This window comes from Hymenobacter sp. HDW8 (assembly GCF_011305775.1).
In the GTDB taxonomy this organism is placed as follows: domain Bacteria; phylum Bacteroidota; class Bacteroidia; order Cytophagales; family Hymenobacteraceae; genus Hymenobacter; species Hymenobacter radiodurans.
The window spans coordinates 4,384,430-4,409,277 of the sequence record NZ_CP049907.1; the positions used below are offsets into that span (position 1 = coordinate 4,384,430).

Here is a 24,848-nt window from a genome sequence, read left to right on the forward strand (position 1 = left end):
AGTTGCCAACTGTACTCTTTAGGTAGGCGTGGACTGCGCTACGTGTACATCTGGGCGGGTAGCTTCTACCTCAGCAAGCTCGGTAAGCAGTTTGCGCACGTCCGAGATGCCACCCACAGAGTAGCGGGCCGCAGAGTGAATGGCGCTGCCCACTTTCACGCTGTAAGCATCAGGGGGTAAGGCCCGGAAGATATCTTCGTCGGTGCGGTCGTCGCCGATAGCCAGAATAAAGTCGGAATAATCGGGCGTAAGCCAACGCTGCGCGGCAGTACCCTTCGTAATGCCAATCGTCTTTATTTCCAGCGCTTTATTGCCTTCCAGTACCTGCAAATCGGTATTGGAAGTCATGAAGTTGAGGTGATTGAGCAATTCGCGCGAGCGCACTTCGCTCAAGGCCGCATCGGCGCGGCGGTAGTGCCACACCAGGGAGTAGTCTTTCTCTTCAATGAATGAGCCGGCGGTGCGACTGACATACTGCTCCAGCAAAGGCCGAAAGCCCTTTTTCCACTTTGATTCCATGGGTCGAAACAGGTACCACTCTTCGCCCGCCTGCCGCAGCCACACGCCATGCTCGGCAATAAAGTCGAGGCGAAGATGGCCCAGCCAGTTTTCCAGCGTGGGTCGGTCGTGCCCACTGATAATAACGACGCGGTTCCGGGGATTAGCCGTAAGGACGCGCAATAACCGGAGTAGCTCCTCGTCGGGCTTGGCGTGCTCGGGGTTGTTGTGGAAATCAACTAAAGTGCCGCCATAATCGAGCAGTAATAGCCGCTGGGGGGCTTTTTGGTAGTCGCGCCGTAGTTGGGCGCTGGCCTCAGCATCCAAGAAATCGGTGCCCAACGTCAGTTGCTTAATCTTACTGTACGCCAGCCGATTCATGAACAGCTCCGTCCAGGCAAACACGTCGTACTGGCGCACCAGGGCCTGCAAGTTGCTCATCCGGCTTTTCTGCTCGTCTTCCGGCATGGTAAGGGCCTGGTGCAGTACGTCGGCCACTTTGCCGGTGGCGGTGGGGTTGATGAGCAGCGCATCGGAAAGCTCCTGGGCCGCGCCGGCTCGCTCGCTGAGGATGAGCACGCCGCGCTGGGCGGCCTTGCAGGCAATATATTCCTTGGCTACCAGGTTCATGCCGTCGCGCACGGGCGTTACCAGCGCCACGTCGGCTAAGCGGTAGAGCGCTACCAACTGGTCGAAGGGCAGCGAGCGGTAGAAGTACAGAATGGGCGTCCAGGCAATGGTGCCGTACTGCGCATTGATGCGGCCGACCAGCTCATCTACCTCTACTTTCAGGGCCTGATACTGCGTTACCTGGTCGCGGGAGGGCACTACCAGCATGAGCAGGCTCACCTGTTCGCGCCACTCGGGGTAGCGCTTCAGCAATTCCTCAAAAGCCCGTAGTCGCTGCGCAATGCCTTTGGTATAATCGAGGCGGTCAATGGACAGGATCATGCGCACCCCGCGCAAGGCTTCGCGGAACGTTTGGATGTGCCCCAGCGCCGCTTCCGAGGCGGCGGCCGTAGCGTAGCGCTCATAGTCGATGCCCATCGGGAAGGCATCGACGAGCACCATGCGGCTGGGCGTTTCAATCTGGCCGTTTTGGTTGGGAAGCCCTAGCAGGTTGGAAACCGCGCTCAGAAAATGGCGCATGTAGTAGAAGGTGTGGAAGCCAATCAGATCGGCGCCCAGCATGCCTTCCAACAGCTCCGTGCTCCAGGGCAGCACCCGCAGCAACTCGTACGAGGGAAACGGAATGTGCAGAAAGAAACCAATGGTAGCCTTTGGCCGCGCAGCGCGCAGCATCTGCGGCAGGAGCAGCAGCTGATAATCGTGCACCCAGATAGTATCGTCGGGGCCGGCCAGCGCGAGTACGGCTTCGCAGAATTTCGCGTTGGCGGCCACGTAGGCTTCCCAGTGCGACTCCTCGAAGGTGGCGTATTCGTTGAAATAATGGAAAATAGGCCAGAGCGTGGAGTTGCTAAAGCCTTCGTAGAAATCCCGGATTTCGGTTTCGGTCAGGAATACCGGCGCCATGCTGTCGTTGCGTAGCTGGTCGGCTACGTGCTGCTGCTCAGCGGGATCTTCTACAAATAAGCCAGGCCAGCCCACCCAAATATTATCATCGGCCCTGTAGATGGAGCCCAAGCCGGTAGCCAGCCCGCCTTCGCTGGGCTGAAAAGTGAGGCCGTCGTTGGTGCGCTGCACTTTGGTGGGCAGGCGGTTGGAAACGATAATTGTTCTGGCCATCAATCGGAATGTATAAAGCCTCAGACGCGCAGGAGAGATGGTGCCCGCTCGTAAATACTGCTGTGTATAACGTGTAGGCGCTCCCGCGGGGACAGGTAGCTACTACGGATTTTACGACACTTCAGCTTTGTTTTTTGTCCGTATTACTACGGATGAGCTGCGACCCGAGCCAAAACCCGTACACTTACTCACGCGTCGCGCCACTATGTGGGGGGCTAATTTCTCTTATTGAGGTCTGAAAAAGCCGGTGGGCAAAACGCAGCGGAGCTGCCAGAATAGACTTCAGTGGCAAGAAAAGCGGGTGAAAATTTGAAAAATCGCGTATTGCCAACTTGAGTATGGCAGTTGAAACCGGAAGCAGGTGTCATAATGCTGGCCCGAATCCATAAGCGCAAGCTGCTTTCTAGCGAACGACCATTACAAGCAGCTGCTAATCATCAACCAAAAAGCCCCCCATGAGTTTCCGTATTCCTTACCCACAGCTCCAGCAGGAGTTTAAGCGGGTGCTATTGTCGCTGGCCTTTTCGGAAGACCGCGCCGAACACTGCGCCACCATCTTCGCCCAAAACAGTCGCGACGGCGTGTACACCCATGGCCTCAACCGGTTTCCGACGTTTGTGCAGGTCGTGCAGAGCGGCCTAGTGTACCCCGACGCCGAGCCGGAATGTGTAGAGCAAAATGGCGCGCTGGAGCGCTGGGATGGCAACTTAGCTCCCGGTATGTATAGCGCCAGCGTGTGCATGGCGCGGGCTATTTCCTTGGCTAAGGAGCATGGGATTGGCTGCGTGGCACTCCGTAATACCAACCACTGGATGCGCGGCGGCACCTACGGCTGGCAGGCCGCCGAAGCCGGCTGCATTGGCATTTGCTTCACTAATACCATTGCCAACGTTACGCCCTGGGGCGGCACGGATGCACGGCTGGGCAACAATCCGCTGGTTATTGCCGTGCCGCGCGGCGAAAAGCCCCCCATCGTGCTGGATATGGCTATTTCGCAGTATTCTTATGGCAAGCTGAATACGTATGCCACCCGGCAGGAACCCCTGCCCGTGCCCGGCGGCTACGACCAGAAAGGCCAACTCACCACCAACGCCGCCGATATTCTGGCCTCGGAGCGGGCCTTGCCCATTGGCTTCTGGAAAGGGTCGGGCCTGTCGCTGGTACTCGACGTGCTACTGACCGCCCTCAGCGGCGGCCGCTCCACGGCGGCCATCACGCAGTCGGGCACTGAAGCGGGCGTATCGCAGTGCTTTATTGCGTTGCACCAGCCCAACATGCACGCGGCCTTGATCGAGGAAATTCTCAGTTATACCAAAAGCGGCGCGCCGTCGGAAGCGGGCGAGCAGGTGTTCTACCCCGGCGAGCAGTCATTTGCTACCCGCCAGGATAATTTGAAGCGCGGCATTCCGGTGGAAGAAGACATTTGGCGGCAAGTGCAGCAAATGGGAAGGCGGCCGCTGACCTAGGTTGTTTGGCTTCCGGCGTTGGTAGAATTATCCTCTTGGTCTTGCTCGGACTCGTCGGTTGGGTTGCGGCTATTCATGCCAATGCGGTCAACAAGAGGGTCGCTGGGCCGGTTGTAGTCGCCACCACCGTAGCCACCCGTAAACGCGTTTGTATCGACTCCTAGGTTTCGGTCGCTGAGGTCTTCGCGGCCGCCACTGCTGCCAAGGCCACCACGGATACCACTTTCATCATAGGTGCGGTCTTCGTCGCCGTTGAAGCCGGCGCGCCCCATACCCTGACCACGGCCCAACGAACCAAGGCTGTCGTCAAAGCCGCTTGCGCCCTGACGCCGCTGAGTATCGAAATCAGAGCCTTGGGGGGCATTTATTCTGTCCCCTATCTGACCTGGAGCGACAGAGCCGGCTTGGTCGCTGGTATCCACGGCGTTCAAAGGAGAGCGCGGCATAGCCCGAGGATCGTCGTCGGCGTTAAAGCCGGCGCCTTGATCTGAGCCAAGTTTTGCGGGATCGTTAGGTTGGTTTAGCTCGTCGTTGGTTTGATTATCAATAGCCATTATATAGGGTGGGTTGAAGTTCGGAAAGATGAAAAATCAACTTATCGATACTTCGCTTGCCGAGGAATGTTATGTTGAGCTTACCCACGGTTTCGCCAAACCCCGCGCATTTCTGTGTGAGTAAAACGCACCTTGAGTTCAGTTTACAACAGAGGAAAGCTAGAATACACGGCCTGGGGGGCTTTTCAAAGGCAGCCGCAGCCGCCCAACACTACATATCCAGCCACTGCCGGAAGGCAGCAGCCCGGCTGCTGGTTACTACCTGTTCTTCAGTTATTGGCGGCTTCACTACCAACGACAAGCGCCCCTTGAAATATGGCCTGACTTCCTGCACCGCCCCAATGTGCACGATAAATTGCCGATTAGCCCGGAAAAACTGGCTGCCATCGAGCTGCTCTTCCAACTGATCCAATGTGAGGTTAATGATAAACCGTGCGCCCTGCTTCGTAACTAAAAACACCACTCCTTCTTCCGCGAAAAAGTACGCCACCTCATCCGCACCCACTGACTTCAACCCCTGGCCTTGCTTCACCAAAAACCGCGTCCGAAACGTAGCCGGCACTGGCGTGTGCACCAGGCGCTGTAGGTTCTCCAGGCCAAAGGGCAGGTGGTGGCGCTGCAATTCCTCGTACTTCTTCAAGGCTTTGGCTACTTCCCCGGCTTCAATAGGCTTGAGCAAATAATCGATGCTATTCACCTTGAAAGCCTCAATGGCATACTCATTATAGGCAGTAGTGAAGATGACCGGACTCCGCACATCTACCTGCTGAAAAATGCTGAAGCTATTGCCATCGGAAAGATGGATGTCACAGAAGATTAAGTCCGGGGCTTGGTGTAGCGTCAGCCACTGCACTGCCTCTTCCACCGAGCCAATGGATGCTACAATCGTAGCCTGGGGGCGTAGGCGAGTGATAATGCTCGCCAGCACCTCAGCGGCCAGCTGCTCGTCTTCGATAAGTAGTACGTTCATACAGTGGGGGAGGCAGGCAGGAGCGGAAGCCGCACGGTAAAAGTCTCGTCAGTAGGAATAACCTCCACGGGTTTCGGCGTCAGGTGATGATAGCGGTTGATAATGTTTTGCAGACCGAGCCCCGTCGATGGGGCCACATCCAAGCGCGCCTGACGGTTGTTTTCCACCACTAGCTTGTCCTGATCTACATAAATCCACACTCGTAAAGGTCGGGAAGCGGTAGCTCCATTGTGCTTGATGGCATTCTCGATCAGCAGCTGCAGCACCGCCGGAGGTACTTCGCAGGCTTGCTTGTCGGCGGGTACATCTACCTCAAAGTGCAGCGTATCGCCAAAGCGCGTTTTCATCAGGTAGATGTAGGCGTCAGCTAGCTCCAGTTCAGCCCGCAGCGGCACGGAAGGCCGGTCGCTGTGGGTAAGCACCGAGCGGTACACGCCCGAGAGCCGGTGTAGAAAGGTCACTGCCTGGTCTTGGTCTTTATAAATCAACGAGCCGAGCACGTTCAGGCTGTTGAACAGAAAGTGGGGGTTTACCTGGTTTTTCAAGGCTTCCAGCTGGGCCTGAAAGCTTTCCTTTTGGAGCTGTTCGGCTCTTAAAAACTCCAGCTGTAGCTTTTTCTGCACCCGTTCCCGCTCCACGAAGTAGTAGAAGAAAAGGAACAGGAAAGCCGTAAATACCAACCAAAGCCGGAGGTCTTGGGCGGGAAAAATGGCGGTAGGAATCAGGAAGTAAACCGGGACGAAAACAAAGAGACAGCACAGGAGGATGGCCGTGGCAATTACCGCCGCACCTTCCAGCAGGCGTTTAGCCCAGTTAGGTAGCCAATTGAGCCGAGCAGAGGTAAAGAGTAGGGCTATTTTCTCATGCACCCAAAATGAGCTGAGCATGAAGAGAAAAATAAATGGCAGCTCTATCATGCCCCGCAGGTTGAAAAACCACACGGTACCCATCTTGATAAATACGATGACGTAAAACCAAGCTATAGCCGTAAGCGCAGCAGTGATAATTCGTCGGAGCATAGCGGGGTATTTCAAGGAAGTTAACAATAACAGCTGCGGTACGGGAACAACAATTGAGTAAGGCTAATCTTTGGCGCGGTCTAGCTCATCTAGGTTCGTGGTACGGGTTTTTGCTTTGAAGGCCGCGCCTTTGCTGAAGGAGTAGCGCACTTGCAGCCCTACGCTTTGAGTGCCGCGGTATACGTCGAAGGCGGTGCGGTTGCTGGCCGTCTGGAAAGAACCCCGCAGCTGGCGCGAACGAAAGATATCCATCACGTTTAGGCTTACGTCCAGCTTGTCGCCCAGGAAGGAGCGCTTCAGACCAGCATCTACCCACCAAAGCGGCTTCACTTGATAAATTCCGTACGCCTGCGGACCCAGATAAATGCCGCTCACTTCCAGCTTGAACTTGCCGGGTAGCTGCACTTGCTGGCTTGATTGCAGGAAATAGTGGAGCTGGCGGTTGTTTACTTTCTGGCCTTGCAGCTACGTCTGAAAATGCTGGTAGGCCACGCTAAGCACGTTGTTTATCTGCCACTTTGAGCCCAAGTGCACGGGCACCGAAAGGGTGCCATTCACTTGGTCGAAGTGATCCACGTTGCGCTGCTGCATCAAGGTCAATGTATCCTGAGCATTCTGCGTGGGGATTTCTGCGATATAATCGGCGGTGCGAGCAAAGCCTAGCGTAAGGTTGTAAGTCGACTTCAGCGTCTGTGATACTTGCCAGGAATTCGTGTATTGTGGGCGCAGCTGTGGATTGCCCTGGGCGAAGGTGTATGGGTCGAGGAAGAACACAAAAGGGTTGAGGTCTTCGTAGCGCGGCCGGCTGATGCGGCGGCTATATTGGTAGCTCACTTGGTACTCCTTGCTTACTTGTTGCTGCACGAATACGCTAGGGAAAAGGTCGAGGTAGCGACGCGCGGTGGTAGTGCCCAGCGTGCGCGAGTTGCCTTTGCTGCGGGTTTGCTCAGCCCTTAGGCCACCCTGTAACTTCCATTTGGAGCCTAGGCTAATGCTGAAGTTGGTGTAGCCAGCCACGATATTTTCCCGATACACAAAGTGGTTGCTGCGCGTCACATCCAGAATGCGCTCACTCGCTGATGTGGTGTAGAAAGCTAGCTCGTTATTGGAGCGCACTTGGCTTATTTTGCCCCCCAACTCTAGCTCAGATTTGCCCCCCAGCGCTTTGGTGTAGTCGACTTTGGCCGCGTAGATGTCGTAGCGCACGGGGTTGTCACTGGCCAGCGACTGTGTCTTGCCTTCCTCGGGCGCATTCAGAGTCAGATAACGATTCAGGAAGGTGCTCTGGGTTTCATCCGTGAGAGTCACGTAGTCAGCATCTGCCGATATCGTTGTGCCCAGAGTGTCGAGTTTGCCGAGGTAGTGTAGGTTGAAAGTGCCGCTGATCAACTGATTGTTGAGGGTATTGCGCGCTTCGACCCGTTGTCGGCTGGTATCCGGGTCAGCGCCTAGTAGCGTCTCCGTTCTAAATACATTTGATTCATCTGCCAATACCACGTTGGCTGTGATACCTACGCTATGCTTGTCGTTGAAATTATAATCAGTGCCTACTCGCAAGGAAGGCGACTTACGCGTTCCTGTCTGCCGACTGTCCTGCCGAAACTGCACACCAGGACCTGATGCATCGAAGGTGCGGTTGGCGGCAATGGTATAGAGGTTGGGGCGCTGAGCCATATCCAGGCTGCCAAATGAGTTCCAAGCGCCGTGTTTCGCATTCAACGTGCCGCCAGCAGTATAGCCCGCTCGCCCATTATAATGCGCCCCAGCATACACACTCCCGTTTAGGCCTGTCTGCTGATTTTTCTTGAGTGTCAGGTTGATAACGCCGGCCGTACCCTCGGCGTCGAACTTAGCAGAAGGGTTGGTGATTAGCTCCAACGTGCGAATCTGTTCTGCGGGCATGCTTCGCAGCACGGTTTGTAATTCTTTGCCCGTGAGGTACACTCGTTTGCCATCCAGCATGATCTGCACGCCGGCTTTCCCATTCAGTTGGATGCTGCCGTCTTGGTCTACAAATACGCCGGGCGCTCGGGCTAGCACATCGAAGGCGGTATTGCCGGCCGCAAGCGCCTTGCCCTCCACGTTGACCACCGTGCGGTCGGCGAGCTGCACCACGGTAGGCTTCATGGCTTGTACTTTTACTTCCTTAAGCAACTGTGTGCTAGGAGCCAGCACAATGGAGCCAAAATCACGTGTGCCTGATTCAGCTGCTATTTCAAACACAGGCGAGGTCCATTGCTTATAGCCGAGGCCATTCACTTGCAGACGAAAAGACCCCGGCCGGGGGGCATTTAGGTTGAAAGCGCCGTTGAGTTCGGTTACCGTGCCGGTTATAAGTGCAGTATCGGCCGCTTCGACCAACGTCACATTAACGAAAGGTACCGCCGCGCGCTGCTGGTCCAGGACGGTTCCGGAGAGCGACGTATTATTCTGGGCGAAGCTTGCTGAGGAAAGACTGGTCAATACCAGCAACAGGAGAAAGTGAGCAGCGTTTTTCATGGTCTGAGTGCGTGACTTGTTCTGCCAAGCGGCCTTAATGGCTGGCGTAGTACAAAGGTCACGAGCACCTTTCCGGCCCGGAATCAGATTCTGATGAAGCCGGATGTAGACGCAATGAAATGGGATATAAGCTCAGTGAATCCGCGCGCATTCCCTGCGGATACGGAGGCAAAAAGCCACGCTAGTACTTTTATTCAATTATGGCTATATTATTAACTAGTACGCCACTGCTAACCCCTGCTATGTATGCCGACGGTCAATCTGGAATATCTGAACGCACCGGTACCGGCCTGGCTTAGTGTGCTGTTTGTGGCCTGCACGTCCTTTACAGCGTGGCTGCTGGCGCAGGCCATACAACGCGCCGGCAGCTCAATTACTTATTACTGGCTGATTGTTGGGGTGTGGCTTACTATTCAGGCTGGCTTGGCGCTGGGGGGCTTTTATCAAAGCAATTTGGACGCGCTACCGCCCCGCTTGGCGCTGGGCGCACTTCTGCCGGCACTGGCCGTCATTCTAGCCATCGTTATTTCCCCGCAAGGCCGCCGCTGGATGGCTCGCCTGCCTCTAGCCGATCTCACTTCCATCAGCATCGTGCGCGTGGGAGTTGAGATTGGGCTATACGGACTGGCAGCTGCTCATCTTGTGCCCGAGCTGATGACGTTTTCTGGTCGCAACTTCGACGTTCTCTCGGGCCTTACTGCTCCTGTGGTGGCAAGTATGTGGCGCACTAAGCGGTTAGGTAGGGGAGGGCTAATCGCCTGGAATATAGCTGCGCTTGTATTGCTGGGCATCATCGTTACGCTGGCTTTGCTCTCGGCCCCAACTCCAGTTCAACGCCTTGCCTTTGAGCAGCCCAATGTGGGGGTATTGCGCTTTCCGTTTGTGTGGTTGCCCGCGTTTATTGTGCCGGTGGTGCTGTTTAGCCACATAGCCAGCTTGTATCAACTGTTGGGGCAGCCTAAACCAGAGGGAGTTAATGCTATGAGTCGCGAATAAGTCACAAAAAAGCCCCCCAACAATCCGCTGGGGGGCTTTTTTGTGACTGTGTCACTAATAACGACGCTTAGGTCAGTGCCTCGTCCATGGTGCGCATCTGTATCTCAATAATGCGCGAGTTAGCCGACTGCGTGCAGGCCAGCAGCACGGCGCCAGCTACGTCCTCAGCATCTAGCATGCCCGATTGGGCTACTTTGTCCTCGGTGCGGCCTTTGCCTAATGCAAACTCAGTTTTTACGCCGCCAGGGCAAATAGCGCCTACTTTAATACCATCGGGCCGCAGCTCTTTATCCAGTGCTTGGGCAAAGCCTACTTGAGCAAACTTGGTAGCGCAGTACACCGCTTCACCCGCAAAACCATACACACCCGCCATCGAGGAGAGCATCAGAATGGTGCCGGATTTTTGGCTTTGCATCACGGGCACGGCGTGGCGCGTGAAGAGGAAGGTGGTGCGCATGTTGGTGTCCATGAGCTCGTCGTACTCGTCGGCACTGGTATCAATCAAGTTCTTGTAGTTGCCGGCACCGGCGTTATTGATCAAGATGTCGAGGCGGCCAAACGAGTCGGTAGCGGCTTGCACGGTGCGGCGGGCGGTTTCTTCGTCGCGGGCATCGCCGGCTACAAACGCTACTTCCACGCCTAGTTGGCGCAGCTCGGCGGCAAGGGCCTCCAGCCGCTCGTCGCGTCGGGCGGTCAATACCAAATTGGCTCCTTCGGCAGCTAAGGCCCGCGCGCAGGCTTCACCGATGCCGGCACTTGCACCCGTGATGAGGGCTACTTTTCTATTGAGTTTTCCTGCCATGATTTTGCTTTTCTAGGTTGTATGAGGTTGGGGTGAAATAAGAGTTGCGTCTTGGGTTCGAAGCTAGATAAACGTAGAGAGGCAGGCAAAGGGCTAACTTAGCATGGCGCTTATATCAGTAAGAAATACTATCACAATCGTTTACATAGATTATTTCATGCTTCAAAGCGCAGATTTGGCTAAAAACTGCTGGTCATAGTTGGGAAGCCGCCTACTTTAGATGCCGGCCAAGCAGGCAGAAACGTGACCAAACTGGACACTTTCGAGCAAGCGTTTTTGCCATCTACTATGCGTCGTCAGCGGCCCGGATCACCCCACCGCTGACATCGTTTCACCCAATCCCACCTTCAGGATGAAGAAAACTTTAATCGTTTTGTCATTTGCAGCCCTTGCGGGGTGCGGCAAAGGAAGTCAGCAGACCGCCACTGCTCCGGCCTCCACGACAGCTCAAGAAATGCCCCCCAGCAAACCCGAAGACTTCCCGTTTCGCAACCCGGATCTGCCAATCGATCAGCGGGTAGACGACTTAGTAGGTCGGCTGACGTTGGAGGAAAAAGTAAGCCAGATGCTGAATGCCTCGCCCGCCATCGACCGGCTGGGCATTCCGGCCTACAATTGGTGGAATGAAGCGCTGCACGGTGTGGCCCGTACGAGTATGAAGACGACAGTATTTCCCCAGGCCATCGGTCTGGCTGCCACGTTTAACACTGATGCTATGCTCAAAATGGCCACCATCACGTCCGATGAAGCCCGTGCCGTGCACCATGAGTACGCCCGCCGCGGTGAGCGAGGCATCTATCAAGGACTCACGTTCTGGACGCCCAACATCAATATTTTCCGCGACCCGCGCTGGGGCCGGGGCCAAGAAACCTACGGCGAAGATCCTTACCTGACCGGGCAGCTGGGCTCGGCGCTAGTGAAAGGGTTTCAAGGCGATGATCCAAAGTACTTGAAGGTGACGGCCTGCGCCAAGCACTTTGCCGTGCACAGCGGCCCCGAGCAGTTGCGCCACGTATTCGACGCCAAAATCAGCGAATACGACTTGTGGGATACGTATCTGCCAGCTTTCCGCGATTTGATTGTGGATGCGAAAGTGGCCAGCGTGATGTGCGCTTACAACGCCTACGCCGGCCAGCCCTGCTGCGGCAGCGACAAGCTGATGAACGAGATTCTCTACGACAAGTGGAAGTTCCAGGGCTACGTCACCTCCGACTGCGACGGCATCAACGACTTCTGGCAAAACCATAAAACTGACCCCGACGCGGCCACTGCCGCCGCTAACGCCGTGCTCCACGGCACTGACCTCGAATGCGCCACGGGCAAGCTCTTTACCTACAATTCCCTGTTAGAATCGGTGCAGCGCAAGCTCATAACTGAGCAACAACTGAATGTGTCGGTGAAGCGCCTGTACAAGATTCGCTTTCAGCTGGGCATGTTCGACCCAGTGGAGCGCGTGAAGTACGCCCAAATTCCAATGAGCGTAGTGGAAAGTGCCCCCCACCAAGCTCACGCCCTGCAAATGGCCCATGAATCATTGGTGCTGTTGAAGAACGAGAAGAACACGCTGCCGCTTCGCAAAGACATCAAGAAGCTGGTCGTGATGGGCCCCAACGCCGACAACGACGCTGTGCAGCTCGGCAACTACAACGGTTTTCCCACCGACAACGTGACCCCGCTGGAAGGCATTCGGGCCAAGGTGGGGAAGAACACGGAAGTGACGTTCATCCAAGGTGTTGACCACGCCAGCAACATCGTGTATGAGAACTTCGACATCAATAAGAGCCTTGCCTTCAACGGTCAGCCCGGTTTCAAAGCAGAGTATTTTAAAGGCCCCAATCTGGAAGGCCAACCCGTGGTATCAACCCAGGAAGCCGGCCTCGACCGCTATTTGGCCAACGTAAAGATTGAAGTAGTACCTGGTCTGCCTTCTGAAAACTTCTCTGCCCGCTACACCACCACCTTCACCCCAGAGAAGTCGGAGGAGCTAGCCTTCCAAATAACCGGCGACGACGGCTACCGCTTATTCGTGGACAATAAGCTAGTCATCGACAACTGGAAAAGCCGCGGCGTTTCGACCATGCAGCATACCCAGAAAGTAGAGGCCGGCAAGAAGATGGACATCAAAATTGAGTACTTCCAGGCCGACCGCCGTACCATTCTCAAGTTTGCCGGTGCGCACATCGTGCCGATGAACGCCAAGAATATCCTGGCCCAAGTGCGCGATGCCGACGCCATCGTCTTCGTGGGGGGCATTTCTCCCCGCTTGGAAGGCGAGGAAATGAAAGTAGATGTGGAAGGCTTCAGCGGCGGCGACCGCACCAGCATTGCCCTACCCAAAGTACAGACTGAGCTGCTGAAGGTGCTCAAATCGTCGGGCAAGCCGGTGGTATTTGCTATGATGACCGGCAGTGCGCTAGGTGTGCCGTGGGAAGCGGCCAATATCCCTGCCATCATCAACACGTGGTACGGCGGCCAGGCCACCGGCACAGCTCTGGCCGATGTGCTCTTCGGTGACTACAACCCCGCCGGACGCCTTCCTGTGACATTTTACAAGTCGGAAAAACAGCTGCCCGCCTTCGATAACTATGATATGGAAGGGCGCACCTACCGCTACTTCAAGGACACGCCGCTCTACCCATTCGGGCACGGCCTGAGCTATACCACCTTTAAGTACAGCGGCCTAAAAATGCCCCCCGCGGCCCCAACTGGCCAGCCCCTAACGGTGAGCGTAGAAGTGCAAAACACCGGCAAGCGCGACGGCGACGAAGTGGTGCAGCTCTACGTGAAACACCCCAACGCCAAGACTCGCGTGGCCCTGCACGCGCTCGAAGGCTTTCAGCGCATAAACCTCAAGGCGGGCGAGAAAAAGACAGTCCAGTTTATGCTCACGCCCCGGCAGTTGTCCTTGCTGAATGAGAAAGCCGAGCGCATGGTGCAGGCCGGTCAAGTGCAGGTTTTTGTGGGCGGTGGGCAGCCGCTCAAGTCGGTGCTGGCCGACAAACAAGTACTGCAATCCAACGTGGCCCTGACGGGGGCTAATGTTATGATTGATTAAACTGTTAGAGGAAAAACAGCGAGGCCGCGCCGTCAGTAATCAGACGGCGCGGCCTCGCTGTTTTTGAAAAATGTAGAGACGCGACACTTCGCGTCTCGTCGTTGCTGATGTTGTTTATCTCTACAGCGCAGACCCAATCGTTCAACGACGAGACGCGAAGTGTCGCGTCTATACGCTGTTCTGACGGCTGCAAAACTTACTCACCTGGATGGTAGGTTTTCTTAGCGTTTTTGCGAACATCCTCAGGGTAAAACAGCACATCCTTGAACCGCTGCTCCGTGTACATAGCCGCCTGATCGGTGAAGTGGGGCGAGTTGGGGTCGCTATTTTCTCCCCCAGCCAGCACGGAGCGTGCTTTGATGCGCGGCCCGAACTCTACTACCGCCACAAAGCTGTTTCCGACGTTGCCATAGCGCTTTTTGGTGTTTGGCTGCGTCCGCGCCCCAAATGCTGCTAAAGAACCCCAAGCGGAGGAAGTGAAGGCTACTGGAATACTCGGCTTGCTGTCGTCATACACTTCCTGAATCTTGCCGGTGAGGCGCTGAAAGCGGTTTACTTCGCCCCAAGGCGTTTTCCAAGTGCCAAAGTCGCGGGTTAGCTCGTCGAGAGTTTCGGCTAGGGCAGTTACTTTTTCCTGAGGCGTCGTTTTTTCGATGACTAAGGCGGTAAATGTCAAGTTGTCGAGGCGCTGATCGGGGAGGGCGCGGGTGCGGGCCAGCTTCTGGATGCGCTCGGCCCAGTAGATAGCCAACGTTTGCCCTACGGATGTTTTGCCGTATTTCTTATCCCAGGTTCGTAGCACTTCTATGGCCTCCGGCACTGCCTTCGACTGCGTGCTGGCCTTGCCGGCCGGGGTTTGGTACGCCGCTACCAAGGCCGGAATCAACTCCTCGAAGCCGGCCAGATACGGGTCGTTAGCGGCGGCAATGAGCGTGTCGAGCGTGTACATCTTTCGGCGGCTGAGCACGCGCACGGCATTAATGCCGCGGTAGTTTTCCGCGTCGGGGGCCATATAGGCGGGGTATTTCTCTTTTGCAGGGCTGCTCGGGCCGGATACGGTGAAGGGCGTGGAGTTGCAGTTCTGAATCCAGCCGCTAGCGGGGTTGAGCACCTGCACCAACTCATTTACCTTGTGCAGACCCTTCCACTCAGTTTGTGGGTTACTGCCATCAATGGGCCGGCTCCAGTCGAATTTAGGGTCGCGGATGGGCATAAAGTTGCCGTGCCAGTAAGCAATATTGCCTTTGCTGTCGGCAAAAACGGTGTTGTTGGTGGCGTTGCCGTTGAGCTTCATCACCTCGTTGAAGCTAGCGTAATCAGTAGCCTTCGTGCGCAGATACGACTGCTCTAGCGCCTCCAAGGGCGTGTCCATCATGCGCACCGTTACCCATTGGTTATCAGTCTGCTGGCCTACCACCGGCCCGTGGTGGGTGCGGTAGGTGGTGAACTCCTTGCGCAGCACCTGGTTGCCCTGCTTATAAGCCAGCGACACCTTTTTGACCTGAACCGGGCGCCGCTTCTTGCCCACTTTATAATAAAACTTGCCGTTTTTCTCCTCAATGGTTTCCAAGTACTCGTCCATGGAGTCGGCCTGGCTGGAGGTATGCATCCAGCCACAGTTCTGGTTAAAACCTTGGTACACAAAAAACTGTCCCCAGGTAACGGCGCCGTATGCATTCAGGCCGGCTTCGCTCACCATTTGCACTTCAGGTCGGAAGTAGAAGGACGTGTGCGGATTGATGAGCAGCAGGGCGTGGCCGCTGGCGCTTTTGGCCGGGGCAATAGCAAACCCATTGGAACCCACCGGCTCGCGGTCTTGCTTCTCAACATCGGGATGCTGCCAGGAGGTTGATTTCTTTTGGCTATAAAACGCCTTCAAACGCTCCAGCGGCACCACGCTGATATTGCCGCCAATACTACCTTCGCTGAACATGAGCGGCATCCAAGGCTGGTAGCGCGTGAGCAGCTTAGGCTTCACGGTGGGGTGGGTATAGAGGTAATAGTTGGTGCCGTCGGCGAAGGCATTCAGCAACTCCTTCATCCACGGGGGGCTTTTTTGGTAGATGCTGATGGCCTGGGTGCTGTCCAGAAACAGGTTAGCGCGCAAGTCGCTGTACAAAGCCGTTTCGCCCTCCACTTCCGCCAGCCGCCCGATGTTGGTAAGGTAGTTTTCCTCGACGCGGGCAAAATCATCCTCACATTGGGCGTAGAGCAGACCGAACACGGCATCGGCGTCGGTTTTGCCGTAGATGTGCGGCACGCCCCACTGGTCGCGGATGATATTTACTTGCTTGGCCTGCTGCTGCCAGCGCGCAATTTCTTCAGGTTTGAATGCTTGAGCCTGAGCGACGAAGCCAGACACTAACAGGAGCAGGGTAAATAGTGGGCGCATACGGGCGGAATAATGGCGGGTGGATTGGTTGGTAAATGTACAGGAGCGGCAAGAAAACGCTCAGCTGGCGCACGAAGTCGCGGGCGGAGGCTACATTGAAGCTAAATCAGGGCTTGCCGTGTTTGCCCCGCTTCTAAAAGTAGCACGATCCCACAAAAAAGCCCCCCAATGCTTCGAGTGGGTAAGCTTAAGGTGAGGTGGCAGCCTAAGCGTAGATATCAGCTGGCGGTTTGGCTGGCCGGGTCCTTATCCCAATGTTGGAGTATATCCGGGACGCTGACTTCTATCCAATCGGCCAGGTCGCGTACTTTCTGCGCGGCCTGCTGCCCAAAAGGAGTCAGGCTATATTCTACGTGCGGCGGCACTACCTCGTAGGCAACACGCTTCACTAGCCCATCCGCTTCCAGCCACTGTAGGGTCTGCGCCAGCATTCGCTCGCTCACGCCCCCAATCAGCCGCCGTAACTCACTAAACCGCCGCGTTTCTCCTTCCAGGGCTATTAACGTTAACACGCCCCAGCGGCTGGTAATATGCTTCAGCACGGTGCGGGACGGACAGGCGGCGGACATTAAGTCGCCGCGCCGAAACTTCTCGGAGAGGGTCGCAGCTGCCGTGGGAGTGGATTCTGTATTTTTTTTCATACTTACTTTTTTGTGCGTACTTACTTTATGTAAGTATACAACTTACTTTTGTTTCGTCAATCACCTAACCAACTAAGCTATGCGTATTGCCATCACCGGAGCAACAGGCCAACTCGGCCGCCTCGTCATTGAAAAGCTGAAAACACGCGTACCAGCCAACCAATTAGTGGCCCTGGTGCGCAATCCGGCCAAAGCCGCTGATCTAGGCGTGGAAGCTCGCCACGCCGACTATTCCAAGCCTGAAACCCTCACCGCTGCTCTGGCCGGCGTAGATACGCTGCTGCTCATCTCGTCGAACGAGGTGGGGCAGCGCGCCGCGCAGCATCAAAGCGTAATTGCGGCAGCCAAGCAGGCGGGCGTCAGGCACTTAGTATATACCAGCCTGCTGCACGCTGATACGTCGCCCCTGAGTCTGGCTGATGAGCACCGGGCCACAGAGGCCGACCTGAAGGCTTCTGGTATTCCCTTTACCATCCTGCGTAACGGCTGGTACACCGAAAACTACACGGGCTCCATTGGCGGCGCGCTGGCGGGTGGCGCCTTCCTTGGAAGTGCGCAGGAAGGCAAGATTTCGTCGGCCACACGCGCCGATTTTGCTGATGCAGCCGTGGCCGTGCTCACGGGTGAAGGCCACGCGGGCAAGGTGTACGAGCTGGCTGGAGATGACGCCTATACGCTGGCCGAGCTGGCTGCCGAAATCTCACGGCAAAGCGGCAAGGATATTCCCTACAATGACCTGCCCGTGGCTGAATACGCGGCGGCCCTGAGCAGCTTTGGGGTGCCAGAGGGCCTGGCACATGCTATCGCCGGCTGGGATGGCGGCGTTGCGCAGGGGGCTTTGCACGACGACAGCCGACAACTCTCGCAGCTAATCGGGCGCCCCACCACGCCTTTGTCTGCGGCCGTGGCAGAAGCCTTGCCACGATAACCCAACTGCACACATAGATTGAATAAGCCCCCCAAGTAGCTCTTTGGGGGGCTTTTTGGCGTCGGCTAGGGCATGTTGGCGCCGCTTTATACCTTACAAGCAATCTGCAACGCCTATTCTTATTCCACCCCATTCGCATGTCGTTTTTGCCATCACCCATGGATCCCATCCGGGCTTCTTTTCCCGCGCTTCGGGCGCACAACCACAACAAGCCCTTTATCTTTTTCGATGGGCCCGGCGGCACGCAGATGGCCCAGCAAGCCATCGATGCCATGATGGGCTACATTACCGGCGGCATGGCCAACCTGCACGGCACTTTTGCCACCAGCCAAGCCACCGACGAGCTGTTGGAAGAAGGGCGGCGTGGCATGGCCGATTTGCTGAATTGCCAGCCGCAGGAGGTTGCCTTTGGCCAAAATATGACTTCCTTGGCCTTTGCTATTGCCCGCAGTCTGGCCACGTTTATCCAGCCCGGCGACGAAATCATCGTCACCGAAATCGACCACCGGGCCAACGTAGATCCGTGGGTGACGCTGGCGCAGGACTGCGGCGCGGTGGTGAAATTCATTCCCCTAAATCCCGAAACCTACACCCTGGAACTCGACCAACTAGACACGCTGATAACACCCAAAACCAAGCTCGTGGCCGTGAGTATGTCGTCGAACGTGACGGGTACCGTGACGCCGGTAGCAGAAGTGATTCGGCGCGCCAAAGCTGTAAATGCCCTGGTGGTGCTGGATGCGGTGCACGCCGTACCGCACCTGCCGATTGACTTCCGGGCCCTGGGAGCTGATATTCTGTTTTGCTCGGCGTATAAGTTCTTCGGTCCGCACTTAGGTATTGCGGTAGTGTCGGCAGGGCTGTTTGAAAAGCTGCCGGTCTACAAATTGGCCCCCGCACCCGCTCACATTCCCGATAAGCTAGAAACCGGCACCCAAAACCACGAGGCTATTGCCGGCCTATTGGGGGCACTGGAGTTTATTCAAACGCTGGGTACAGGTTCTACGCGCCAAGAATGCCTGCGCACCGCCATGGAAGCCATTGAGAAACAAGAAACGGAGCAGGCGCTACATCTGGAAGAATTCCTACTGAATTTGCCCCCGTGCACTTATACCGCGCGCCAGCCGGCACGCGCAAAACGCCCACGCTGGCTTTTACGCTGGAAGGCATCAACTCGCGGGAGGCCGCCGCCTGGTTTGCCGACAACTACAATATGTGCATTGCGCACGGCCACTTTTACGCCTCTACTATGGCCGATAAGCTGCAAGTAAATGAGCAGGGCGGCTGGATTCGGCTGGGACTTGCGCCCTACAATACCAGCGAGGAAATAGAGCTGTTCAAAACCGCTTTGCTCACCTTTATTGAGCAACATACAGCAAAGCAGTGAGAGCGTAGCGAGAACAAAAATAATAACTCAATAGAACGTCATGCCGAGCGGAGCGAAGCATCTCGCGTGCTGATGTTGCCAAGCTGAACAATCAAACACGCGAGATGCTTCGCTTCGCTCGGCATGACCGCCTTTTATATGAATGACAATAATGTATGAGCGAAGCATTTCGCTCATACATTATTGTGACAGGCCTACTCCACCTTCCAGCCTAGCTCTTGCGGGCCGCGTCGTAGCGCTGGCCCACCGCCGACCAGTTTACCGCGTTCCAAAACGCCTTGACGTAATCGGGGCGCTTATTCTGGTATTTGAGATAATAGGCGTGCTCCCACACATCGAGACCCAAGATGGGCGTGCCGCGCTGAATGCCGGGAATGTCCATGAGGGGGTTGTCCTGGTTGGGAGTGGAGGAGATGAACAGCTTGCCCGCCTTGTCTACGCTAAGCCACGCCCAGCCCGAGCCGAAGCGACCCGTGGCGGCCTTGGCAAATTCCTCCTGAAACTTCTCATACGAGCCAAAAGTCTTGGTGAGGTCGGTAGCGAGGGTACCGGTAGGCTGTCCGCCACCCTTAGCAGCGAGTATCTGCCAGAACATGGAGTGATTCCAGTGGCCGCCAGCATTGTTGCGCACCGCGTCGGGCTGCTTGCTGGCAGAGGCCAGTAGCTCGGCCAGCGACTGTTTTTCCTGGGGTTTGCCCACCACGGCTTCGTTGAGCTTCGATACGTAGGTTTTGTGATGCGCGTCGTGGTGGATCTCCATCGTGCGTGCGTCGATGTGAGGCTCCAGGGCATTAAAGGCATACGGGAGGGCCGGCAAGGTGAAAGGGCCGTCGGCCATAGGAGTGGCGCGGGCTTCGGCCAAAAACTTTTCGTCGCGGGCGCGGGCCAGTAGGGCAGGGCTCACCAGACCGCTGATGGCCAGGAGCAGGCCGCGCTGCAAAAAATCACGCTTGTTCATAGTTGTGGTTGTAAAGTGAGGGGGTGCAAGGAAGGTTGAGTTGGTACAAACGTGGTTTTTCGCAAAAACGATGAGCTAAAGTGTGTGCTGTCAAGCAAAAAATTCGGCTATGCTATTTGTAAATAATAATAGAATTAATTGTATATATTAGTGTAACGCTCAGCAAAAAGCCATGTGTAGGCAGAGCTGAGGCTATTGTCCCCTCCTTTCATAATCAACTCAGGTATGAACCCGGAGCTACCTCCTCCCATTCAGCTCATGCATGTGATGTTTGGGTTCGCGGCTTCGCGCGCCATCGGTGTAGCTGCCGAGCTAGGCATTGCCGATCTGTTGAAAGACGGCCCCAAAAGCGCGGGCGAACTGTCGCGCCGCACCAATACGCATGAGCGTTCCTTGTATCGGGTGCTGCGGGCCTGTGCCAGCGTGGGCGTGTTCTCGGAAGACGAAGACAAGCGGTTTCGCCTGACGCCGCCGGCTGAGTCGCTACTAAGTGACGTGCCGGGCAGTTTGCGGCCCTTCGTAACCCTGATGACCAACGATTTTCAGTTTCAGACCTGGGCTGAGCTGCTTTATAGCGTGCAAACGGGCGAGCCAGCTTTTGATAAGGTGTTCGGCACCTCCTCCTTCGATTATTTCTGGAAGAATGAGAAGGCGGGCAAAGTGTTCAACGATGCCATGTCCAGCAACAGCGCCTTTAGCAGCGCCGCTGTGCTGGAAGCCTATGATTTCTCGGCCTTTTCCAGCCTTGTTGATGTAGGAGGCGGACACGGCTTGCTGCTGGCTTCTATTCTGAAAAAATACCCCAAGCTGCGGGGCATTCTCTACGATATGCCGGCCATTGTAGAAGCCGCCGCCGACCTGATACAATCGCATGGCGTTGCCGACCGGTGCGAGCGGGTGGGGGGCAATTTTTTCGATGCGGTACCCACTGGAGCCGATGCCTATATTATGAAGCACATCATCCACGACTGGAACGATGAGCAAAGCGTGGTTATTCTGAAACACTGCCGTGAGGCGATGAACCCGGCCGGTAAAGTGCTGGTGGTGGAAATGGTGCTGCCCGAAGGGAACGAGCCGTCTTTTGGTAAGTTTCTGGACCTGCAGATGCTGCTGTACCTACGCGGCTGTGAGCGAACCGAAGCGGAGTATCGCCAGCTATTCGATCAGGCTGGGCTGGAGCTAACCCGCATCCTGCCTACGATGTCGCCCTTCAGCATTATTGAAGCCGTGCGCAAGTAAAAACCCCCCCGGTCTGAAGTTCTTTCAGAAGCAGGTAAACCAGCCTAGGCCTACACGCTGGCTTTTGTCATTTCCGCGGTGGCGGTGTGGGCGGGGCGTTGAGCGGCCCCTACTGTTCGGGGGAGGTAAATAATAAACTCTGTAAACTGGCCTTCCTTCGTCTCAACGTTGAGCGTGCCCCGGTGGCCTTTGGTGATGATGTCGTAGCTCAGCGAGAGGCCCAGGCCCGTGCCTTCGCCGGTGGGCTTGGTGGTGAAGAAAGGCTCAAAGATGCGTTGGCGCACCTCGGCCGGAATGCCGTTGCCATTGTCGCGGATGCGCAGGCAAACCTCCTTTTCGGTCTGCTCCGTTCGGACGCTGATCTCCGGCTCGTAGGTTTCGCCCAGCAGCTTGCGTTTTTCCGCTACCGCGTAGAAAGCGTTGGTGAGCAGATTTATGAGCACGCGACTGAGGTCCTGGGGTACTACCTGTAGGCTGGGCAGGTGGGAGGCAAATTCGGTGGTGAGCGTGGCTTTGAAATCTTTGTTGGCGGCCTGGTAGCTGTAGTGGGCCAGGCGCAGACACTCTTCCGCCAGCGCGTTCAGATCGGTGGGCTGCGGCTGGCCGCTGCTGGCGCGCGAGTGTTCCAGCATACTTTTCACAATGCGGTCGGCGCGGCGGCCGTGCTGATGAATGCTGAGTTGGTTGTGCGATAAATCATCAAGTAGCTGCGTGATGTTTTCGCGCCCCCTTTCCGACAACGATTCCTTGGCCAGCTCTTCCTGTAGCTCGGTGGTTAGCTCCACACCCAGGTCGGAGAAGTTGGTGATGAAGTTGAGTGGGTTCTGAATCTCGTGGGCCACGCCGGCCGTCAACTGGCCCAGCGAGGCCAGCTTTTCGTGCTGCACCAGCTGGGCCTGGGTGGCGCGCAGCTCCGTGAGGGCTTGGTCGAGGTCGTCGCGGTGGGCGGCTATTTCCTGGTTCTTCTCGTTGAGGTGGCGATTGGCGCGCTGCTTTATGTACACGTTGCGCAGCAATAGCCCGGCCAGCAACAACAGCCCCACAATGCCGGCCAGCAGGCCCACGAACTTCTGCCGTTGGCGCTCGGCTTTCTGCTTCTGGAGCTGACGGTCTTTGTTGAGCAGGTCAATCTGGGCCTTCTTGCGGTCTAGCTCATAGCCGTAGCGCAGGGCGCTGCTGCGGCGCTGCGTATCCTCACCCGAAAGTGAGTCGTTGTAGGCTATTTGCAGGTTGCGGTAGCGGTAGGCCTGCTCAAAGTCGCGGCGCTGGGCATAGGCTTCGGCCAGCAGGTCGCTGGCTTCGCGAATATTACTGTTGCTGCCCGACTCCTGGCTCAGCCGCAGAGCGTCGTGCGCGAGCGTGAGCACGCTGTCGGGCTGGTTGGCGAGCAGAAAGGCCCGGGCCAGCATCAGCTTCACCGAGGGCAGGTTGTATTGGTCGTTGGTGGCGCGTGCCAACTGTCGGGCCCGCTGGCCGTGGGCCATAGCTTCAGCCTGATTTCCCATTCGGCCATATACATCGGCCAGATTAATTTCATCGGATGTTTCAGCACCCACCACGCCCCGCTTTTTACTCATCTGTAAGGAGCGCTGATGATAGCGTAAAGCCTGCGGGTACTTTTCAAGCATCTGATACACACTGCCCAAGCCGTTCAGGGCCTGCGCCACCGCTTGCTCGTCGCCCAGGCGCTGGGCGTTTTTTAGGGAGGCTTGCAGCATCGGCAAGGCCTCGGTGTAGTTGCCCAGCTTGGCGTAGGTATTCGCAATGTTGACCTGGAGGCGCAGGCGAGTTTGCAGGTCGCCGGTTTTCTCCGTCAGCGACAAGCCTTTGAGGGCAGAAGCCAGAGCGGGCACATAGTTGGCTTGCAACAAATCTATCCAGCTCATTTGCAGCCACAGCCGGCCCATACCTTCCTGGTCGGCACGCTGGGCAAACAGGCGCTGAGCCTGCTGAGCGTAGCGCCGAGCCTCGGCATAGTTGGTTTGGCGGCGGTACAGAATGCTGATGGACAGTAGCGCCTCGGCTTGCCCATCGGTGTATGCCAGCTGGCGAGCCAGCGTCAGGGCCTGCTGATTCAGCTCGGTGGCCTGCGGAATATCAGCCACCCGCACGGCGTGAGCCAGGGCCAGCAGGCGCTGCACGCGGACGGTGTCGGGGCGGGGCTGCTGGCGCAATAGCCGGCGCAGGCTATCGGCGGCGGCAGGCGTTTGGGCCCGCGCCGGCTGCGGGAGCAGGGCAATGCTCAAAAGAAGCAGAAGAATACAATGCTTCATGCTGGCGGGCACTAAGGGTACATACGCTGCCGCGCGTGCTGGTAGGCGGTTATCGGGCTACCGCCGCGCTACTCTTCGTCGGTAGTGCCGCTCCCGCTTTGGGTGGCCTGGGGCGGGTTGTGCAGTACGCCGCTATCCAACGTAGAGAGGTCGACGGGTTCGTCGGAGGGGCGACTGGTGGAGGTGGGGGCATCTGGGTTCGACTCTTCAGGAGCCGAATCGTCTTTGCTGGGAATTCGGGTTTTTGCCATGTTGCTGTGCTAATAGGGCGGGTTATGAATAACTCCTCCTGTTCTTTCTACCAGCTGGTCCTTCTTAAACTTGAGTTCAGCTATTCGTATAGGTAAAATCACCACTTTCCCATCACGTATTGCTGACTTACTAATGTAGTATGCCTTCCTACCCTGATTTCCTTGGGGCATAAGATTGTAGAAGTATTCCACAAGTTCAGCAGAAGGCACTTCCACGAAGGAGGGTACGCCTGGCACTAGTGATTTACCGCTTCGTCTTACCCGCAATTGAGTGGCTTTATCTAGCCAAAAAACGGCTATGTCTGGCTCTGGATACGTTTCCGTTCCTAGATTCTCTCTGAAAGCAATAATATAGTCTTCCCACTCATCTAGTGCAACGGGGAAATCTATCGAGCCATATTCTTCAATTGGCATAGCAGACTTATATAAGGTGATAGTGCACAGTAATATATATTTTAAATAGTATAATACAAATTAATATTGAATAAATTATGATAAAGCTAAAATATGCAATAGTGCCTGCCGTGCCCACGCTTGGGTAGGGTTGGTAATGGAAGGAAAGTAGCCGTTTGAGAGACGAGGATATAACTATAAAGGTGGTCATACAGCCAGAAAGACTGTTAGGCAGCAAGAAAGGCCGTCGGGCAGCCAGAAGGGCGGTCATGCAGAGCGGAGCGAAGCATCTCGCGTGCTGATGTCAGGTTAGTAATCCCACTAAACACGCGAGATGCTTCGCTCCGCTCTGCATGACGTTCTATTGAGTTATTTGATAAGAACCCTAACCGGACCAAGTGCTTAGATCAATAGGCTCCCAAGTTGGGTTCATATTGGTAACTAAGGCTTCTTTCTTGGCTCGACTCCAGCCTTTGATTTCCTTTTCGCGGGTAATAGCTTGAACAGCATCGGCGCACGCCTCAAAGTACACCAGTAGATTACATTGATACCGGCCCGTGAATTTGCCCGAAGCACCCAGATTCTGACTGTGCTCATATAGCCCCCGCTCTAAGTTATTTGTAATGCCTGTATAGAGGACGGATCGTGAAGGGTTAGTGAGAAGGTAGATGTACACTGGCTGGGTGTCTTTATAGCCTGCTCAATGTGGAAGATATACCTCCCTCACATGAGCACGCGAGATGCGTCGCTACCGCTCGGCATGACGGCCTTATTTGAAAAA

The 24,848-nt window shown here is 56.1% G+C and carries 17 protein-coding genes and 2 pseudogenes; 6 read left to right on the plus strand and 13 right to left on the minus strand.

Going from position 1 to position 24,848, the window contains the following annotated elements:
- Positions 1-18 precede the first annotated feature (18 nt).
- Positions 19-2,244 (minus strand): bifunctional alpha,alpha-trehalose-phosphate synthase (UDP-forming)/trehalose-phosphatase, encoded by a 2,226-nt coding sequence (locus tag G7064_RS18790; RefSeq protein ID WP_166074792.1) that lies wholly within the window; start codon positions 2,242-2,244, stop codon positions 19-21.
- A 455-nt stretch (positions 2,245-2,699) separates the two neighbouring features.
- On the opposite strand from G7064_RS18790, the gene yiaK reads away from it, so the two are divergent.
- Positions 2,700-3,710 carry a 3-dehydro-L-gulonate 2-dehydrogenase gene (gene yiaK / locus G7064_RS18795; protein ID WP_166074793.1) on the plus strand — a complete coding sequence of 337 codons (1,011 nt, stop codon included), beginning with the start codon at positions 2,700-2,702 and terminating at the stop codon, positions 3,708-3,710.
- On the opposite strand, the gene G7064_RS18800 is transcribed toward yiaK, so the two are convergent.
- The 4 genes and pseudogenes from G7064_RS18800 to G7064_RS18820 form a co-directional block, all read right to left on the minus strand.
- A complete protein-coding gene (locus G7064_RS18800) occupies positions 3,707-4,264 on the minus strand; it encodes a hypothetical protein (RefSeq protein ID WP_166074794.1) in 558 nt (185 codons plus the stop codon). The genes yiaK and G7064_RS18800 overlap by 4 nt on opposite strands.
- A gap of 211 nt (positions 4,265-4,475) precedes the next feature.
- Positions 4,476-5,234 carry a LytR/AlgR family response regulator transcription factor gene (locus G7064_RS18805; RefSeq protein ID WP_166074795.1) on the minus strand — a complete coding sequence of 253 codons (759 nt, stop codon included), beginning with the start codon at positions 5,232-5,234 and terminating at the stop codon, positions 4,476-4,478.
- A complete protein-coding gene (locus tag G7064_RS18810) occupies positions 5,231-6,253 on the minus strand; it encodes a sensor histidine kinase (protein WP_166074796.1) in 1,023 nt (340 codons plus the stop codon). Before G7064_RS18810 ends, G7064_RS18805 begins: the two co-directional genes overlap by 4 nt.
- 63 nt (positions 6,254-6,316) lie before the next feature.
- Positions 6,317-8,752: pseudogene (locus G7064_RS18820) on the minus strand (outer membrane beta-barrel protein).
- A gap of 246 nt (positions 8,753-8,998) precedes the next feature.
- Between G7064_RS18820 and G7064_RS18825 the strand changes: the two are divergent.
- Positions 8,999-9,748 (plus strand): hypothetical protein, encoded by a 750-nt coding sequence (locus G7064_RS18825; RefSeq protein WP_166074798.1) that lies wholly within the window; start codon positions 8,999-9,001, stop codon positions 9,746-9,748.
- Between the two features lie 67 nt (positions 9,749-9,815).
- On the opposite strand, the gene G7064_RS18830 is transcribed toward G7064_RS18825, so the two are convergent.
- Positions 9,816-10,550 carry an SDR family oxidoreductase gene (locus G7064_RS18830; RefSeq protein ID WP_166074799.1) on the minus strand — a complete coding sequence of 245 codons (735 nt, stop codon included), beginning with the start codon at positions 10,548-10,550 and terminating at the stop codon, positions 9,816-9,818.
- Positions 10,551-10,902: 352 nt separating this feature from the next.
- Here G7064_RS18830 and G7064_RS18835 point away from each other — a divergent pair, with 352 nt between their 5' ends.
- A complete protein-coding gene (locus tag G7064_RS18835) occupies positions 10,903-13,605 on the plus strand; it encodes a glycoside hydrolase family 3 C-terminal domain-containing protein (RefSeq protein WP_166074800.1) in 2,703 nt (900 codons plus the stop codon).
- Between the two features lie 196 nt (positions 13,606-13,801).
- On the opposite strand, the gene G7064_RS18840 is transcribed toward G7064_RS18835, so the two are convergent.
- Complete coding sequence (locus tag G7064_RS18840) at positions 13,802-15,997, minus strand: penicillin acylase family protein (RefSeq protein WP_166074801.1); 2,196 nt, start codon at positions 15,995-15,997, stop codon at positions 13,802-13,804.
- A 218-nt stretch (positions 15,998-16,215) separates the two neighbouring features.
- Positions 16,216-16,638 (minus strand): winged helix-turn-helix transcriptional regulator, encoded by a 423-nt coding sequence (locus G7064_RS18845; protein WP_166074803.1) that lies wholly within the window; start codon positions 16,636-16,638, stop codon positions 16,216-16,218.
- Positions 16,639-16,717: 79 nt separating this feature from the next.
- On the opposite strand from G7064_RS18845, the gene G7064_RS18850 reads away from it, so the two are divergent.
- Both G7064_RS18850 and G7064_RS18855 read left to right on the plus strand, forming a co-directional pair.
- On the plus strand, positions 16,718-17,566 hold the full coding sequence (locus tag G7064_RS18850; protein WP_166074804.1) for an SDR family oxidoreductase: 849 nt from the start codon (positions 16,718-16,720) through the stop codon (positions 17,564-17,566).
- Between the two features lie 275 nt (positions 17,567-17,841).
- Positions 17,842-18,953: pseudogene (locus G7064_RS18855) on the plus strand (aminotransferase class V-fold PLP-dependent enzyme).
- Positions 18,954-19,164: 211 nt separating this feature from the next.
- Here G7064_RS18855 and G7064_RS18860 read toward each other — a convergent pair.
- On the minus strand, positions 19,165-19,911 hold the full coding sequence (locus G7064_RS18860; protein WP_166074805.1) for a superoxide dismutase: 747 nt from the start codon (positions 19,909-19,911) through the stop codon (positions 19,165-19,167).
- 225 nt (positions 19,912-20,136) lie between these two features.
- On the opposite strand from G7064_RS18860, the gene G7064_RS18865 reads away from it, so the two are divergent.
- Complete coding sequence (locus G7064_RS18865; protein ID WP_166074806.1) at positions 20,137-21,150, plus strand: methyltransferase; 1,014 nt, start codon at positions 20,137-20,139, stop codon at positions 21,148-21,150.
- 50 nt (positions 21,151-21,200) lie between these two features.
- Here the strand turns inward: G7064_RS18865 and G7064_RS18870 are convergent, their stop codons facing one another.
- The 4 genes from G7064_RS18870 to G7064_RS18885 form a co-directional block, all read right to left on the minus strand.
- Positions 21,201-23,423, minus strand: coding sequence for a tetratricopeptide repeat protein (locus G7064_RS18870; protein WP_166074807.1), 2,223 nt, complete (start codon positions 23,421-23,423; stop codon positions 21,201-21,203).
- Positions 23,424-23,491: 68 nt separating this feature from the next.
- Positions 23,492-23,674 carry a hypothetical protein gene (locus tag G7064_RS18875; protein ID WP_166074809.1) on the minus strand — a complete coding sequence of 61 codons (183 nt, stop codon included), beginning with the start codon at positions 23,672-23,674 and terminating at the stop codon, positions 23,492-23,494.
- 9 nt (positions 23,675-23,683) lie between these two features.
- Positions 23,684-24,088 carry a hypothetical protein gene (locus tag G7064_RS18880; RefSeq protein WP_166074810.1) on the minus strand — a complete coding sequence of 135 codons (405 nt, stop codon included), beginning with the start codon at positions 24,086-24,088 and terminating at the stop codon, positions 23,684-23,686.
- Positions 24,089-24,452: 364 nt separating this feature from the next.
- A complete protein-coding gene (locus G7064_RS18885) occupies positions 24,453-24,743 on the minus strand; it encodes a GIY-YIG nuclease family protein (RefSeq protein WP_166074811.1) in 291 nt (96 codons plus the stop codon).
- Positions 24,744-24,848: the final 105 nt, after the last annotated feature.